Here is a 16,151-nt window from a genome sequence, read left to right as displayed (position 1 = left end):
GTCTAAAGAGGTTCCTGCACACCGTCAAGGCGCGCCCCGACTTACATCGGGGCTGGCCGCCAATCAGTTGCCGCTCGAATTGAGCGCCTCGGTCAGCGCCGCTTCGACCTCATCGGCACTCACGCGAACCGGTTTTTCAGCATCACGCTTGCGCTTGCGCTCGCTGTGATACTGCAGACCGGTACCGGCCGGAATCAGACGACCCACGACCACGTTTTCCTTGAGTCCACGCAGGTAATCGCGCTTCCCGGTAACCGCTGCCTCTGTAAGAACGCGCGTAGTTTCCTGGAAGGAGGCTGCCGAAATGAACGACTCGGTGGACAGCGATGCCTTAGTGATACCCAGCAGCACACGGATGTATTTCGAAGCGAACTTGTCATCCGAGGAAAGGCGCTCGTTCTCCTCAAGCACCTGAGTGAGCTCCATTTGGTCGCCTTTGATGAAGCTCGAATCGCCGGATTCCGCCACTTCGACCTTGCGCAGCATCTGCCGCAGAATGGTCTCAATGTGCTTGTCGTTGATCTTCACGCCCTGCAGTCGGTAAACGTCCTGAATTTCGTTGACGATGTACTTCGCCAGCGCACTGACGCCGAGCAGCCGCAGGATGTCGTGCGGGTTGCTCGGACCGTCCGAGATGACCTCGCCCTTGTTCACCTGTTCGCCCTCGAAGACGTTGAGGTGACGCCACTTTGGAATCAGCTCTTCGTACGGATCGGTACCATCGGTAGGCGTAATCACCAGACGACGCTTGCCCTTGGTTTCCTTGCCAAAGGAGATCGTGCCGCTGATTTCCGCCAGGATAGATGGCTCTTTCGGACGACGCGCCTCGAAGAGGTCGGCAACACGCGGCAGACCACCGGTAATGTCGCGGGTCTTCGATGTCTCCTGCGGGATACGTGCAATAACGTCACCCACATTGATCTCGGCGCCGTCGGCCACACCTACCAGAGCGTTGGCTGGCAGGAAGTACTGAGCGGGGACATCTGTACCCGGCAGCAGCAGCTCCTTGCCGCTCGCATCGACCATCTTGATGGCCGGGCGAATGTCTTTGCCTGAAGCCGGACGGTCTTTCGGATCCATCACTTCAATGTTGGTCAGACCGGTTAGCTCGTCAGTCTGACGCTTGATGGTGATGTTCTCTTCCATTCCGACGAAGGTCACGACACCCTTCATCTCGGTAACGATCGGGTGAGTGTGCGGATCCCACTTGGCAACGACAGCGCCAGCATCGACCTTGTCGCCTTCCTTGATGGAGATCACCGCACCATACGGTAGCTTGTAGCGCTCGCGCTCACGTCCGAAATCATCCGCTACCGCCAGCTCACCAGAGCGGGAAACGGCGACCAAAGCTCCGTCGGCACGCTCGACGTGCTTCAGGTTATGCAGACGGATAGTGCCGCCATTCTTCACCATGACGTTGTCGACAGCAGAGGTCCGGCTAGCCGCACCACCGATATGGAAGGTCCGCATGGTCAGCTGGGTACCTGGCTCACCGATGGACTGGGCGGCGATAACGCCGACCGCTTCACCGATGTTGACCTGATGACCGCGAGCAAGATCGCGACCGTAGCACTTGGCGCAGATCCCGTAGCGAGTCTCACAGCTGATCGGCGAACGAACCACAACCTCGTCGATGCTGTTCAGCTCGATAAAGTCGACCCACTGCTCATCAACCAGCGTACCGGCAGGCACCAGCACTTCTTCAGTGCCCGGCTTGAGCACGTCGCGCGCAATTACGCGACCCAAAACACGCTCACCCAGCGGCTCAACTACATCGCCGCCTTCGATGTGCGGGGTCATGAATAGACCCTGCTCGGTCCCACAATCGACCTCAGTCACAACCAAGTCCTGGGCCACGTCAACGAGACGACGGGTCAGGTAACCGGAGTTCGCAGTCTTAAGTGCAGTATCCGCCAAGCCCTTACGAGCACCGTGCGTAGAGATGAAGTACTGAAGTACGTTCAAGCCCTCACGGAAGTTCGCGGTAATCGGCGTCTCGATGATGGAGCCGTCCGGCTTGGCCATCAGACCACGCATACCCGCCAACTGGCGAATCTGTGCAGCAGAGCCCCGTGCACCAGAATCGGCCATCATGTACATCGAGTTGAACGAATCCTGCTCGGCTTCGTTGCCGTCACGGTCGATGACCTTCTCTTTCGAAAGGTTAGCCATCATCGCCTTGGACACTTCGTCGTTGGCCTTGGACCAGAGGTCGATCACCTTGTTGTATTTCTCGCCCTGGGTAACCAAGCCGGAGGCGTACTGCGACTCGATTTCCTTCACTTCCTCGGTCGCGGCGTCGATAATCCGGGCCTTCTCGTCCGGGATCACGAAGTCGTTCACGCCGATCGATACGCCAGAAATCGTGGAATAGGCGAAGCCGGTGTACATCAACTGATCGGCGAAGATGACGGTGTCCTTCAGACCGACCGTGCGGTAGCACAAGTTGATCAGTTTGGAGATCGCCTTCTTCTTCATCGGCTGGTTGACTACTTCGAACGCCAGGCCGGCCGGAACCACCTGGAACAACAGCGCGCGGCCGACAGTGGTGTCGACAATCCGGGTGCTCTTGGTGATGGAGCCGTCACGGTCCTTGATGGTTTCGTTGATACGAACCTTGACACGCGCGTGCAACGAAGCCTCGCCAGCTCGGAAGACGCGGTCGACTTCCTGCAGGTCAGCAAACACGCGGCCTTCGCCCTTGGCGTTGATGGCCTCACGGGTCATGTAGTACAGCCCCAGAACCACGTCCTGCGAAGGCACGATGATCGGCTCACCGTTTGCAGGCGACAGGATGTTGTTGGTGGACATCATCAGCGCGCGCGCTTCGAGCTGGGCTTCCAGCGTCAGCGGCACGTGGACGGCCATCTGGTCACCATCGAAGTCAGCGTTGTAAGCAGCGCAGACCAACGGGTGCAGCTGGATCGCCTTGCCTTCGATGAGGACCGGCTCGAACGCCTGGATACCCAGCCGGTGCAGCGTCGGCGCACGGTTGAGCAGTACGGGATGTTCGCGGATCACTTCAGCCAGAACGTCCCAGACCTCGGGCAGCTCGCGCTCGACCATCTTCTTGGCGGCCTTGATGGTGGTCGCCATGCCGCGCATTTCCAGCTTGCCAAAAATGAACGGCTTGAACAGCTCGAGAGCCATCTTCTTCGGCAGACCGCACTGGTGCAGACGCAGGGTCGGGCCTACGGTAATAACCGAACGACCAGAGTAGTCCACGCGCTTGCCGAGCAGGTTCTGACGGAAACGGCCCTGCTTGCCTTTGATCATGTCGGCCAGGGATTTGAGTGGACGCTTGTTCGAGCCGGTGATGGCACGGCCGCGACGACCGTTGTCCAGCAGCGCATCGACAGCTTCCTGCAACATGCGCTTTTCGTTGCGCACGATGATGTCCGGCGCCGACAGATCGAGCAGGCGCTTCAGACGGTTGTTACGGTTGATCACTCGGCGATACAGATCGTTGAGATCCGAAGTCGCGAAGCGGCCACCATCCAGCGGAACCAACGGGCGCAGATCCGGCGGCAGTACTGGCAGAACGGTCAGCACCATCCATTCCGGCAGGTTGCCCGAACCATGGAAAGCTTCCATCAGCTTCAGACGCTTGGACAGCTTCTTGATCTTGGTTTCCGAGTTGGTCTGCGGAATCTCTTCGCGCAGGCGACCGATCTCGTGCTCCAAGTCGATTTCGTGCAGCAGCTCGCGCACGGCTTCTGCACCCATACGGGCGTCGAAATCGTCACCGAACTCTTCGAGTGCTTCGAAATACTGTTCGTCGTTGAGCAGCTGGCCCTTCTCAAGGGTGGTCATGCCTGGATCGATCACGACGTAGCTTTCGAAATAAAGCACGCGCTCAATGTCACGCAGGGTCATGTCCAGCAGCAGACCGATACGGCTCGGCAGCGACTTCAGGAACCAGATGTGGGCGACTGGCGAAGCCAGCTCGATGTGCGCCATGCGCTCTCGACGAACCTTGGCCAGCGCAACTTCAACGCCGCACTTTTCACAAATGACGCCGCGATGCTTGAGGCGCTTGTACTTACCGCACAGGCATTCGTAGTCCTTGACCGGGCCAAATATCTTGGCGCAGAACAGGCCGTCGCGCTCGGGCTTGAACGTACGATAGTTGATGGTCTCTGGCTTCTTCACTTCACCAAAGGACCAGGAACGGATCATCTCGGGCGAAGCCAATGCAATCTTGATGGCATCGAACTCTTCGATTTGACCCTGGTTTTTCAACAGATTCAGCAAGTCTTTCAAGGCCTTTCCTCCTCACGGACCTGCGACGACCGACTGATGTCGGGCGCCGCATGGGCGGTGCGTGGTTATTCGGTTTCCAGATCGATGTCGATACCGAGCGAGCGGATTTCTTTGATCAACACGTTGAAGGATTCCGGCATGCCGGGCTCCATACGGTGATCGCCGTCCACGATGTTCTTGTACATCTTGGTCCGCCCGTTCACGTCGTCCGACTTGACCGTGAGCATTTCCTGCAGGGTGTAGGCGGCACCGTAGGCTTCCAGTGCCCAGACCTCCATCTCCCCGAAACGCTGACCACCGAACTGCGCTTTGCCACCCAGCGGCTGTTGGGTTACCAGGCTGTAGGAACCGGTGGAACGCGCATGCATCTTGTCGTCGACCAGGTGGTTCAGCTTGAGCATGTACATGTAACCGACCGTAGTGGTGCGCTCGAACTTGTTACCAGTACGTCCGTCGAACAGCTGCATTTGGCCGCTTTCCGGAAGGTCTGCAAGCTTCAGCATGGCCTTGATCTCGCGCTCCTTGGCACCGTCGAACACCGGCGTCGCCATGGGCACACCGCCACGCAGGTTCTTCGCCAGATCAAGCACTTCTTGATCGCTGAAGCTTTCGAGGTTTTCCTGGCGACCACCAATCTCGTTGTAGATCTCAGTAAGGAACTTGCGTAGCTCCGCAACTTTGCGCTGCTCGTCGAGCATGCGGTTGATCTTTTCACCCAGCCCCTTGGCCGCGAGGCCCAGGTGGGTTTCAAGAATCTGACCGACGTTCATACGCGACGGTACGCCCAACGGGTTCAAAACGATGTCGACCGGCGTGCCATTGGCGTCATGCGGCATGTCTTCAACCGGCATGATGACCGAGACAACACCTTTGTTACCGTGACGACCAGCCATCTTGTCGCCTGGCTGGATCCGACGCTTGATCGCCAGATAAACCTTGACGATCTTCAGTACGCCCGGAGCCAGATCGTCGCCCTGCTGCAGCTTACGCTTCTTGTCTTCGAACTTGTCGTCGAGCAACTGACGGCGATCGGAAATGTAGGCTTGCGCCTTTTCCAGCTGCTCGTTCAGCGCATCTTCAGCCATACGCAACTTGAACCACTGACCATGCTCGAGACCATCGAGGATTTCGTCAGTGATAACGGCACCCTTCTTCAAGCCAGCGCCGCCCTCGGCCGTGGCGCCGACCAGTGCCGAACGCAAGCGCTCGAAGGTTGCACCTTCAACGATGCGGAACTCTTCGTTCAGATCTTTGCGGATCTCGTCCAGCTGCATCTTCTCGATGGCCAGTGCGCGGGAGTCGCGCTCAACACCATCCCGAATGAAGACCTGAACATCAATGACGGTGCCCTTGGTGCCAGTAGGAACACGCAGGGACGTATCCTTCACGTCGGAAGCCTTTTCACCAAAGATCGCACGCAGAAGCTTCTCTTCCGGCGTCAGCTGGGTTTCGCCTTTCGGCGTGACCTTGCCGACCAGGATGTCGCCTGCACCAACCTCGGCACCAACGTAAACGATGCCCGCCTCGTCCAGCTTGTTCAGCGCAGCCTCACCCACGTTCGGGATGTCCGCGGTGATCTCTTCTGGGCCGAGCTTGGTATCACGGGATACGCAGGTCAGCTCCTGAATATGGATGGTGGTGAAACGATCTTCTTGGACCACACGCTCCGACAGGAGGATGGAGTCTTCGAAGTTGTAGCCGTTCCATGGCATGAACGCGACACGCATGTTCTGCCCAAGCGCCAGCTCACCCATATCGGTGGACGGGCCATCGGCCATGATATCGCCACGCTCGACCACATCACCTTTGCTGACCAGCGGGCGCTGGTTGATGCAGGTGTTCTGGTTGGAGCGGGTGTACTTGGTCAGATTGTAGATGTCGACACCCGCTTCGCCGGTTTCGACTTCCGCATCATGCACACGCACAACGACGCGACTGGCGTCGACTGAGTCGATCACGCCACCGCGACGAGCAACGACACAGACGCCGGAATCGCGCGCCACGTTGCGCTCCATCCCGGTGCCTACCAGCGGCTTGTCCGAACGCAGGGTCGGCACGGCCTGACGCTGCATGTTCGATCCCATGAGCGCTCGGTTGGCGTCGTCGTGTTCAAGGAACGGAATCAGCGAAGCGGCTACGGAAACAACCTGCTTCGGCGAGACGTCCATCAGGGTCACGTCTTCCGGTGCCTTGACCGTGAATTCGTTCTGATGACGAACAGCGACCAGCTCATCAACCAGCTTGCGGCCATCCAGCTTGGCGCTGGCCTGAGCGATCACATGGTCGGCTTCTTCGATGGCCGAGAGAAATACGATCTCGTCGGTGACTTCGCCCTCGTTAACCACACGGTACGGGCTTTCCAGGAAGCCGTACTGGTTGGTACGAGCATAGGCGGCCAGCGAGTTGATCAGGCCAATGTTCGGACCTTCAGGCGTCTCGATCGGGCAAACGCGACCATAGTGAGTCGGGTGTACGTCACGAACCTCAAAACCGGCGCGCTCACGGGTCAGACCGCCCGGGCCGAGTGCGGAAACACGACGCTTGTGGGTGATCTCGGAGAGCGGGTTGTTCTGGTCCATGAACTGCGATAGCTGACTGGAACCGAAGAACTCCTTCACCGCCGCCGCAACCGGCTTGGCGTTGATCAGGTCTTGCGGCATCAAGCCTTCGCTCTCGGCCATGGAGAGACGCTCCTTGACCGCACGCTCAACACGCACTAGGCCCACGCGGAACTGGTTTTCAGCCATTTCACCAACGCAACGCACGCGACGGTTACCGAGGTGGTCGATGTCGTCGACGATGCCCTTGCCGTTACGGATATCGACCAGGGTCTTCAACACTGCAACGATGTCTTCGCGACTCAGAACACCGGAACCCTCGATCTCGGTACGACCGATACGACGGTTGAACTTCATTCGACCTACAGCTGACAGGTCGTAGCGTTCCGATGCGAAGAACAGATTATTGAACAGCGTCTCGGCAGCATCCTTGGTTGGCGGCTCGCCAGGACGCATCATGCGATAGATCTCAACCAGAGCTTCAAGCTGGTTGGTGGTCGAATCGATCTTCAGCGTATCGGAAATGAACGGACCGCAATCAATGTCGTTCGTGTACAACGTCTCGAAACGAACGACCTGTGCCTTGACCAGCTTGGCCAGGACTTCAACGGTCAGCTCGGTGTTGCACTCGGCGATAATTTCACCGGTTGCCGGATGCACGATGGCCTTCGCCGTGGTGCGACCCAGGACGTAATCCATCGGCATATCGAGCGACTTAATACCGGATTTGTCGAGCTGATTGATGTGGCGCGCGGTAATCCGGCGGCCTTGCTCGACAATGACCTTGCCGTTCTCATCGGTGATATCGAACGAGGCGATCTCGCCGCGCAGGCGCTGCGGGACCAGCTCCAGGCTCAGCGCCTCACCTTTAACGTGGAACACGTTGGTGTCGTAGAACGCGTCAAGGATTTCTTCGGTGCTGTAATTCAGAGCACGAAGAAGTACCGAAGCCGGTAGCTTGCGGCGACGGTCGATACGCACGAATACCGCATCCTTGGGATCGAACTCGAAGTCCAACCAGGAACCGCGGTAAGGGATGATGCGAGCGGAGTACAGCAGCTTGCCGGAGCTGTGTGTCTTGCCACGATCGTGATCGAAGAACACCCCTGGCGAACGATGAAGCTGAGACACGATAACGCGCTCGGTACCGTTGATGATGAAGGTACCGTTTTCAGTCATCAGAGGGATTTCCCCCATGTAGACTTCCTGCTCCTTGATGTCCTTAATCGCCTTGCTCGAGGATTCCTTATCGAAAATGATTAGGCGGACTTTTACCCGCAGCGGCACTGCGAAGGTCACGCCTCGCAATACGCATTCCTTGACGTCGAAAGCCGGGTCGCCCAGACGATAGCCAACATACTCCAGCGCTGCATTGCCGGAATAGCTGATTATCGGGAAAACGGATTTGAAGGCTGCATGCAAGCCGATATCGCGGAATTGATCCTTGGTCGCTCCCGCTTGCAGGAATTCGCGGTACGAATCCAGCTGGATGGCCAAAAGATACGGCACGTCCATAACGTGCGGTAACTTGCTAAAGTCCTTGCGGATTCGTTTTTTCTCAGTGTATGAGTAAGCCATCAGCGTTCCCCAGCTTGGTCACCTGCTTGTTTGGCCTCTCCCGACGGGAGCAGCCAGAAAATCTTGCGAACCCCTTGATTCGCACCGCCCATCAGAGCGGTTTTTTTTCCAGTCGCACTGCCAAACGGACATCAGGCAGCTATAACGGAAAAAGGCCGGTGGCAAAAGCCACCAGCCATCAGCCTTACGTGAGTCGCTTCGGCTGTAGACGCAAGGTCGTGCTTACTTAAGCTCGACTTTGGCGCCAGCCTCTTCCAGTGCCTTTTTGGCGGCTTCGGCTTCGTCTTTGGAGACGCTTTCCTTAACTACGCCCGGGGCACCGTCAACGACTGCCTTGGCTTCTTTCAGGCCCAGGCCGGTCAGTTCGCGAACAGCCTTGATCACGTTCACTTTCTTGTCGCCGGCTTCAGCCAGGACAACAGTGAACTCGGTCTGCTCTTCAGCAGCGGCAGCAGCCGGGCCAGCAGCCGCGACAGTGGCAGCAGCGGCGGTGACGCCAAACTTCTCTTCCATTGCCTTGATCAGTTCAACAACCTGCATCACGGACATTTCGGAAACGGCGTTGATGATGTCTTCGTTGGTCAGAGCCATGACTCTAGTTCCTATATATAGGTGACGGCCTACGGCCATCTAATTCAAAAAAATTCGAAAGATGCCTCGCGCCTTAGGCTGCAGCGGCTTCTTTCTGATCGCGAACGGCCGCCAGAGTACGAGCCAGCTTGCTGGTAGCGCCTTGAATCACGCTCATCAGCTGCGAAATAGCTTCGTCATAGGTCGGCAGGGTTGCCAAAGCGTCGATCTGGTTGGCTGCGATCAACTGACCCTCGAACGCAGCAGCCTTGATCTCGAACTTATCCTGACCCTTAGCAAATTCCTTGAAGATACGAGCAGCAGCGCCCGGATGTTCGTTGGAGAACGCGATAAGGGTCGGGCCTTTGAACACGTCGTTGAGCACGTCGTACTGAGTGCCTTCAACAGCGCGGCGAAGCAGGGTATTCCGCACAACACGCACGTATACACCAGCCTCGCGGGCCTCTTTACGGAGTCCGGTCATGGCCCCAACGGTCACGCCACGGGCATCGGCCACGACAGCGGACAGGGCAGCTTTGGCAGCCTCGTTGACTTCAGCGACGATGGCTTTCTTGTCTTCGAGTTTGATTGCCACGGGTTTTTACTCCTGGATGTTACCGGTTCGCCCAGCCGAGACTGGACGGGTTTTGGTGTCTGATTCGGTACGAATCGGGAGCACCTCTGCGTAGGCCTGAAGAAGCAGTACTTCTACGGTTTAAGACTTGCGCCGCCTACGGTCTTGGATAGCCCCCGCCAGGCAGGGACCCCAATCTGTGGCGCCCTGCAAGCAGGACGTTAAATGCCTTACGCCTCGAGAGAAGCCTGATCGATGATCAGCCCTGGACCCATGGTGGTGCTCAGGGTTACGCGCTTGACATAAATACCTTTGGACGTGGACGGCTTCAGGCGCTTGAGGTCCGAAAGCAGTGCTTCAACGTTCTGCTTCAGTTGGCCAGCTTCGAAACCAACCTTACCGACGGAGGTATGGATGATGCCGTTCTTGTCGGTACGGAAGCGCACCTGACCAGCCTTGGCATTCTTGACAGCGGTCGCAACGTCCGGCGTTACAGTGCCTACCTTCGGGTTAGGCATCAGCCCACGCGGACCAAGAATCTGACCCAACTGACCCACAACGCGCATCGCATCCGGAGATGCAATCACGACGTCATAATTCAGGTCGCCGCCCTTCATCTCGGCAGCCAGCTCATCCATACCCACGCGATCAGCGCCTGCAGCCAGAGCGGCCTCAGCTGCCGGGCCTTGAGTGAATACTGCGACACGAACGGTCTTGCCAGTACCGTTCGGCAGAACAGTAGCGCCCCGCACGACCTGGTCGGATTTACGCGGATCCACACCCAGGTTAATGGCGATGTCAAAAGACTCAGTGAACTTTACAGCCGACAACTGAGCCAGCAGAGTCGCAGCGTCTTCGAACGAGTACTGCTTGCCAGCTTCGATCTTTTCGGCGAAAGCCTTCTGGCGCTTGGTCAATTTAGCCATTACACACCCTCCACGTTCAGGCCCATGCTGCGAGCGGAGCCGGCGATAGTGCGCACGGCCGCCTCAAGATCAGCAGCGGTAAGATCAGCGTTCTTGGTCTTCGCGATCTCTTCCAGCTGAGCACGAGTAACAGTGCCGACCTTCTGGGTATTCGGACGAGCAGAACCACTAGTAATGCCAGCAGCCTTCTTCAGCAGAACGGCAGCAGGCGTGCTCTTGGTCTCGAAAGTGAAGCTACGGTCGCTATAAACGGTGATGATCACCGGCGTCGGCAGTCCTGCTTCCTGACCTTGAGTGCGAGCATTGAATGCCTTGCAGAACTCCATGATGTTGACGCCATGCTGACCCAGCGCAGGACCTACAGGCGGCGACGGGTTGGCCTGACCGGCCTTCACCTGAAGCTTGATATAAGCTTGAATCTTCTTAGCCATAACTACTCCGTTCCGGGTGCTAGCGCCTTGCGGCTCCCCTGTTTACTTTGAATATCCCAGTGACAACAAAACCCCGCAGCCATTAGCTGCGGGGCGCGGGATGCTTGTTTCAGCTAGACCTTTTCGACCTGACTGAACTCCAATTCTACCGGCGTCGAGCGGCCAAAAATAAGGACCGCGACCTGAATGCGGCTCTTTTCATAATTGACCTCTTCGACCACGCCATTGAAATCGGCGAACGGACCGTCAGCTACACGCACAACTTCGCCCGGCTCGAAAAGCGTCTTAGGCTTCGGCTTATCACTACCATCCGCGACGCGACGCAGGATCGCCTCAGCTTCCTTATCAGTGATCGGCGCCGGCTTGTCGGCCGTACCACCGATAAAGCCCATTACTCGAGGCGTATCCTTCACCAGGTGCCAAGCGCCTTCGGCCATATCCATCTGAACAAGAACGTAACCAGGGAAAAATTTGCGCTCACTCTTGCGCTTCTGCCCATTACGCATCTCAACCACTTCTTCAGTGGGAACCAGAATCTCGCCGAAATGATCCTCCATGCCGGCAAGCTTGATGCGCTCAATCAACGAGCGCATGACATGCTTCTCGTAACCCGAGTAGGCATGAACCACGTACCAACGCTTAGCCACGGGATATCCTTAACCTACAATCATGGAAACCAGCCAACCGAGCAGGGAATCGAGCCCCCACAACAGCAACGCCATAACCAGCACAACCGCCACAACTATGAGCGTAGTCTGAGTAGTTTCTTGACGGGTCGGCCAAACGACTTTGCGAATCTCGACGCGCGCCTCTTTCAGAAGAACAAAAAAGGAACGACCCTTCGATGTCTGCAGCGCAACAAACGCAGCAACGACAGCAAACACGAGCAACGCAAGAACTCTGTACAGGATAGGCTCTGCGGCGTAATACTGATTACCAACCACCGCCACGACCACCAAAGCAGCTACAACAAGCCACTTCATCAAATCGAAGCGGGAGTCTTTGGCTTCTGCTTTGACATTCATCTGCTAGAACCCTGTAAATACTGCCAAATTCTATATTGAAGTTGGCAGGCCAGGAGGGAATCGAACCCCCAACCTGCGGTTTTGGAGACCGCCGCTCTGCCAATTGAGCTACTGGCCTAAAAAGAGTCAGGCCGACTATTATGCCGACCCGAACAAATCAGATCAATCGATTATTCGATGATCTTGGCAACCACACCAGCACCAACGGTACGACCACCTTCGCGAATCGCGAAGCGCAGGCCGTCTTCCATGGCGATCGGAGCGATCAGGGTAACAACCATCTTGATGTTGTCGCCCGGCATTACCATCTCAACGCCTTCCGGCAGTTCGCAGTTACCAGTCACGTCAGTGGTACGGAAGTAGAACTGCGGACGGTAGCCCTTGAAGAACGGAGTATGGCGACCGCCTTCTTCCTTGCTCAGTACGTAGACTTCGCCTTCGAACTTGGTGTGCGGCTTGATGGTGCCCGGCTTGGCCAGAACCTGACCGCGCTCGACGTCATCACGCTTGGTGCCGCGCAACAGCACGCCCACGTTCTCACCAGCACGACCTTCGTCGAGCAGCTTGCGGAACATCTCGACACCAGTGCAGGTGGTCTTGGTCGTGGCGCGGATACCAACGATTTCGATCTCTTCCTGAACCTTGACGATGCCGCGCTCAACACGACCAGTCACAACGGTACCGCGACCGGAGATCGAGAACACGTCTTCGATCGGCATTAGGAACGGCTTGTCGATAGCGCGCTCAGGCTCTGGAATGTAGCTATCCAGAGTCTAGACCAGCTTGCGCACGGCCGATACGCCCATCTCGTTGTCGTCCTGGCCGTTCAGGGCCATCAGAGCAGAACCGATGATGATCGGCGTGTCGTCGCCAGGGAAGTCGTAAGTCGACAGCAGATCACGCACTTCCATCTCGACCAACTCGAGCAGCTCAGCGTCATCCACCATGTCAGCCTTGTTCAGGAAGACCACGATATAAGGAACACCAACCTGACGGGACAGCAGGATATGCTCGCGAGTTTGCGGCATCGGGCCGTCAGCAGCGGAGCAAACCAGGATCGCACCGTCCATCTGCGCCGCACCGGTGATCATGTTCTTCACATAGTCAGCGTGACCTGGGCAGTCAACGTGCGCGTAGTGACGGATCGAGGAATCATATTCAACGTGGGAGGTGTTGATGGTGATACCACGAGCCTTCTCTTCCGGCGCGTTGTCGATCTGCGAGAAGTCACGCGCAGAGCCGCCCCAGGTCTCCGCGCAGACCTTGGTCAGCGCGGCGGTGAGCGTGGTCTTGCCATGGTCGACGTGACCAATGGTGCCGACGTTCAGGTGCGGTTTGTTACGTTCGAATTTTTCTTTAGCCATCGAGACCGTCTCCCATCGTTGAATTGAGCTAGTCACGCCACCATTAGAACAAAGGCAGATATTCACATATCTGCCTTTGGGTTTTGGAGCTCATGAGCGGATTTGAACCGCTGACCTCACCCTTACCAAGGGTGTGCTCTACCAGCTGAGCTACATGAGCCAATCTTTTTTGCACAACCCTTGAGCTGGAGCGGGTAGCGGGAATCGAACCCGCATCATCAGCTTGGAAGGCTGAGGTTCTACCACTAAACTATACCCGCGATACCCAAGGCTTACGCTTAAATCTGGTGGAGGGGGAAGGATTCGAACCTTCGAAGTCGATGACGTCAGATTTACAGTCTGATCCCTTTGGCCGCTCGGGAACCCCTCCAAAACGAGGCGGCATTTTGGTTGCCTAACCTCCTGCTGTCAAGCATTTCTCATTTTAAAACCTGAGGTTAGCTCTGATGACAGCTCGTCACGACGCCCTAAGAAGCTGCGCCGCGAAGCGGGCGCCATTCTATGTAAACTACCCTGAAGTTGCAATGCCTGAACATGGCATTTGTTGATGCTCAAGAGCAGGGAAGTCACGAGCAAGCTCGCCAAGTAACGAGTCGCTCAATAAATGCTGCCGTGTATCTGCCACTCGCACCCAGTAACGACGATGGACTCTTGGCAAATCACGAATCAACGCCGTGTAGTCGACGCCTTTCAGACGGCTCACAACGCTCTCTGCGGAGTCCTTGCGCGAGAATATCCCCAAGGATATGCCGTTAGTTAAATCCCCGACGGTGATGACGTAGCTATCTATATTTCGAGATTGCAGTTCGCGCAGTTGACGTAGCGATGCCTGACGGGATATCAGCGGGGGCAAGTAGACCCAATAGTCGACGCCAGCAGCTTCATCGACAGACTCCACCCTGGAATCGATATCGAGGCTCAACAAACGCTGCTCTACGGCTAGTGCGATCGCCTCTTCGTCGAACCCCCCAAGAAACAGACAGGCGCTATCTACGTCTTGCTTCGGCCGCCGTACCGCCAGCGACTCCACCTCACTGACTAATTGAATGTTTCTCTCTAGAGAAGAAACGTGCGACTCGGTAACCTCACCGGCAATGGGCACTTTCCGGTTCAGGTAATGAAGGTAAAGCAGCAGATTTAACACCACCAGAAGCATTAAGAGCCAGCGCATCAATACCTCGTTTAGGGACAAGCTATTGCAAGCCCCCGGAAAACCAAATCCGGCACGCACGTTACCGACGGAAGATCAGCAACCAATACCGCATCGCCTCCCGTGACATAGGCGGCAAAACTACCCCCCAATTGCCCCCCCGCATTAGAGATTTGGCTCGCCACATAGCTGCGCACCATGATCAGACAGCCCCGCTCAACAGCTTCAGCAGTACTTTTCCCGGGAGAGATATCAGTCAATGCGAGCTCCGCCCCTGCAGCGTTGTACTGAATGCGGCGAGCATGGGCAAGCAGCTGGTTCCGTAGCAGAGCCATCCCAGGAGCGATGTAACCTCCGAGATGCTTCCCGTCGCTAGCCACGAAATCCACAGTAATGGCCGTGCCAAGGTCGATAACCAAACACGCCCCACCACACAGCTCATGCGCGGCGACAAGCGCCAACCAGCGATCCAGCCCCAGGCGCCGATGATCTCGGTAGCCGTTCACGACGCTAGCGACGCGCTCGGCCGGACGAACCTCAGCCACATCGACTTTCAGCGCTTCGGAGAGCACACCCACAATGGCCTTGGTCTCAATATCACTCCTGACACTCACTAAGCGGCAGCGAGAAATTCTCCCCGTACATCTACTGATTAGATCGCAAACAAGCTCTGCCACCTGCGCCGCTACCCCCTCGGTTACAGGTGCACCGCCAGCACTAGGGATAACTCGCCATTTTATGAAGCTATTCCCGCAGTCGAGCTCAAGAATCATGATCGAGCCTCAAGCTTAATTCTCCCCCACTAAACCGCTGCTCCTTGCCATCAACCAGAAGCCGTAGAGCTCCCACCTCATCCACGCCAAGTACCAAGCCTTTTACCTCACGAGTACCGGTACTCAAGGTACAACGCTTACCTTGCCAGATATTGTTCGCTTCCCACTCGACACGCAACGAGGAAAAGCCCTCATGCATGCGTCTCTCCATATAGCAATGCAATGCCTCACTAAGAAAGTTTACCAACGCACTTCTGTCCGCCATAACACCTATCTGCGCCCTTACAGAGGTCCAGGGCTGCCCGATATCCTTAGCACTTGATGTCATGTTCACATTTATTCCAATCCCTATAATCACGTGACATACGTCAGCTGGGTCCCCGGTCAGCTCCAATAGTATTCCAGCTATTTTCTTGCCATCTGCATAAATGTCGTTGGGCCACTTGAGACCGGCATTTTGGATTCCCGCCCGACGTAGCGCATGAAGGACTGCCAACCCTACAACCAGACTCAGACCGGAAAGCCCTTGGGGGCCATCGAAAACTTTTAGCGTTAGCGTGTAATAAATATTTTGCGAAGCCGGGCTAACCCATGCCCGCCCCCTACGTCCTCGCCCACTAGTTTGACTTTCAGCGATAACCACCAAAGGCGCGGCCGCACCCGACCGCAACAACCTCAATGCCTCAGCGTTGGTAGAGTCAACTGTTTGTCTAAAGTGGAGTTGCCAGCCAAGGCGGGCAAGAGCAGCAGCGCTAAGCTCGTAGCTCAGCAATGAAAGCGGCTCCGCAAGCCGATACCCTTTCCCAGGCACCCTAAACAGCTCAACGTTGTATTCCTCCTCCAAGCGCCTTAGACATTTCCATACAGCACTCCGACTCACACCCAGGACGGCTCCAAGCTCTTCACCGGAATGAAAGCGGCCATCAGCGAGCAGCTGCA

11 protein-coding genes, 4 tRNA genes and 1 pseudogene are annotated in these 16,151 nt (G+C 56.7%); all 16 read right to left on the bottom strand.

Annotation, left to right across the window (positions count from 1 at the left end; translation table 11 throughout):
- Positions 1-63 precede the first annotated feature (63 nt).
- A complete protein-coding gene (gene rpoC, locus D7241_RS00080) occupies positions 64-4,263 on the bottom strand; it encodes a DNA-directed RNA polymerase subunit beta' (protein WP_408099813.1) in 4,200 nt (1,399 codons plus the stop codon).
- 65 nt (positions 4,264-4,328) lie between these two features.
- On the bottom strand, positions 4,329-8,399 hold the full coding sequence (rpoB, locus tag D7241_RS00075) for a DNA-directed RNA polymerase subunit beta (protein WP_408099812.1): 4,071 nt from the start codon (positions 8,397-8,399) through the stop codon (positions 4,329-4,331).
- A 222-nt stretch (positions 8,400-8,621) separates the two neighbouring features.
- Positions 8,622-8,990 carry a 50S ribosomal protein L7/L12 gene (rplL, locus tag D7241_RS00070; RefSeq protein ID WP_255983751.1) on the bottom strand — a complete coding sequence of 123 codons (369 nt, stop codon included), beginning with the start codon at positions 8,988-8,990 and terminating at the stop codon, positions 8,622-8,624.
- A gap of 73 nt (positions 8,991-9,063) precedes the next feature.
- Positions 9,064-9,564, bottom strand: a complete 501-nt coding sequence (gene rplJ, locus D7241_RS00065) for a 50S ribosomal protein L10 (RefSeq protein ID WP_255983752.1) — start codon at positions 9,562-9,564, stop codon at positions 9,064-9,066.
- A 209-nt stretch (positions 9,565-9,773) separates the two neighbouring features.
- A complete protein-coding gene (rplA, locus tag D7241_RS00060; protein WP_408099811.1) occupies positions 9,774-10,469 on the bottom strand; it encodes a 50S ribosomal protein L1 in 696 nt (231 codons plus the stop codon).
- Positions 10,469-10,900: a 50S ribosomal protein L11 gene (gene rplK / locus D7241_RS00055; RefSeq protein ID WP_021209388.1), complete on the bottom strand. Its 432-nt coding sequence runs from the start codon at positions 10,898-10,900 to the stop codon at positions 10,469-10,471. Before rplK ends, rplA begins: the two co-directional genes overlap by 1 nt.
- Before the next feature lie 113 nt (positions 10,901-11,013).
- Positions 11,014-11,547, bottom strand: coding sequence for a transcription termination/antitermination protein NusG (nusG, locus tag D7241_RS00050; RefSeq protein WP_019342058.1), 534 nt, complete (start codon positions 11,545-11,547; stop codon positions 11,014-11,016).
- A gap of 9 nt (positions 11,548-11,556) precedes the next feature.
- On the bottom strand, positions 11,557-11,925 hold the full coding sequence (gene secE / locus D7241_RS00045; RefSeq protein ID WP_255983754.1) for a preprotein translocase subunit SecE: 369 nt from the start codon (positions 11,923-11,925) through the stop codon (positions 11,557-11,559).
- Positions 11,926-11,967: 42 nt separating this feature from the next.
- Positions 11,968-12,043: transfer RNA gene (locus D7241_RS00040), tRNA-Trp, on the bottom strand.
- A 52-nt stretch (positions 12,044-12,095) separates the two neighbouring features.
- Positions 12,096-13,289: pseudogene (gene tuf, locus D7241_RS00035) on the bottom strand (elongation factor Tu).
- 84 nt (positions 13,290-13,373) lie between these two features.
- Positions 13,374-13,449: transfer RNA gene (locus D7241_RS00030), tRNA-Thr, on the bottom strand.
- Between the two features lie 26 nt (positions 13,450-13,475).
- A tRNA-Gly gene (locus D7241_RS00025) sits at positions 13,476-13,549 on the bottom strand.
- Between the two features lie 25 nt (positions 13,550-13,574).
- Positions 13,575-13,659: transfer RNA gene (locus tag D7241_RS00020), tRNA-Tyr, on the bottom strand.
- 138 nt (positions 13,660-13,797) lie between these two features.
- The gene (locus D7241_RS00015; RefSeq protein WP_408099810.1) at positions 13,798-14,460 is read right to left on the bottom strand and encodes an SPOR domain-containing protein; all 663 of its coding nucleotides are present in this window, start codon (positions 14,458-14,460) and stop codon (positions 13,798-13,800) included.
- Between the two features lie 11 nt (positions 14,461-14,471).
- The gene (locus tag D7241_RS00010; RefSeq protein WP_408099809.1) at positions 14,472-15,212 is read right to left on the bottom strand and encodes a type III pantothenate kinase; all 741 of its coding nucleotides are present in this window, start codon (positions 15,210-15,212) and stop codon (positions 14,472-14,474) included.
- The coding region (gene birA, locus D7241_RS00005) for a bifunctional biotin--[acetyl-CoA-carboxylase] ligase/biotin operon repressor BirA (protein WP_408099808.1) at positions 15,202-16,151 on the bottom strand (950 nt) is incomplete at its 5' end. The genes birA and D7241_RS00010, both read right to left, overlap by 11 nt.

This window comes from Stutzerimonas sp. VN223-3 (genome assembly GCF_045999685.1).
GTDB classification, from domain to species: Bacteria; Pseudomonadota; Gammaproteobacteria; order Pseudomonadales; family Pseudomonadaceae; genus Stutzerimonas; species Stutzerimonas stutzeri_AR.
The sequence above is the reverse complement of the archived record's forward strand: the minus strand, read 5'-3'. Positions and strand labels throughout refer to the sequence as shown.

What these genes read in the sequence shown, in the direction of transcription:
- rpoB (WP_408099812.1), bottom strand. Translation starts at nt 8,399, where the DNA reads ATGGCTTACTCATACACTGAGAAAAAACGAATCCGCAAGGACTTTAGC.
- rplL (WP_255983751.1), bottom strand. Translation starts at nt 8,990, where the DNA reads ATGGCTCTGACCAACGAAGACATCATCAACGCCGTTTCCGAAATGTCC.
- rplA (WP_408099811.1), bottom strand. Translation starts at nt 10,469, where the DNA reads ATGGCTAAATTGACCAAGCGCCAGAAGGCTTTCGCCGAAAAGATCGAA.
- rplK (WP_021209388.1), bottom strand. Translation starts at nt 10,900, where the DNA reads ATGGCTAAGAAGATTCAAGCTTATATCAAGCTTCAGGTGAAGGCCGGT.
- secE (WP_255983754.1), bottom strand. Translation starts at nt 11,925, where the DNA reads ATGAATGTCAAAGCAGAAGCCAAAGACTCCCGCTTCGATTTGATGAAG.
- D7241_RS00015 (WP_408099810.1), bottom strand. Translation starts at nt 14,460, where the DNA reads ATGCGCTGGCTCTTAATGCTTCTGGTGGTGTTAAATCTGCTGCTTTAC.
- D7241_RS00010 (WP_408099809.1), bottom strand. Translation starts at nt 15,212, where the DNA reads ATGATTCTTGAGCTCGACTGCGGGAATAGCTTCATAAAATGGCGAGTT.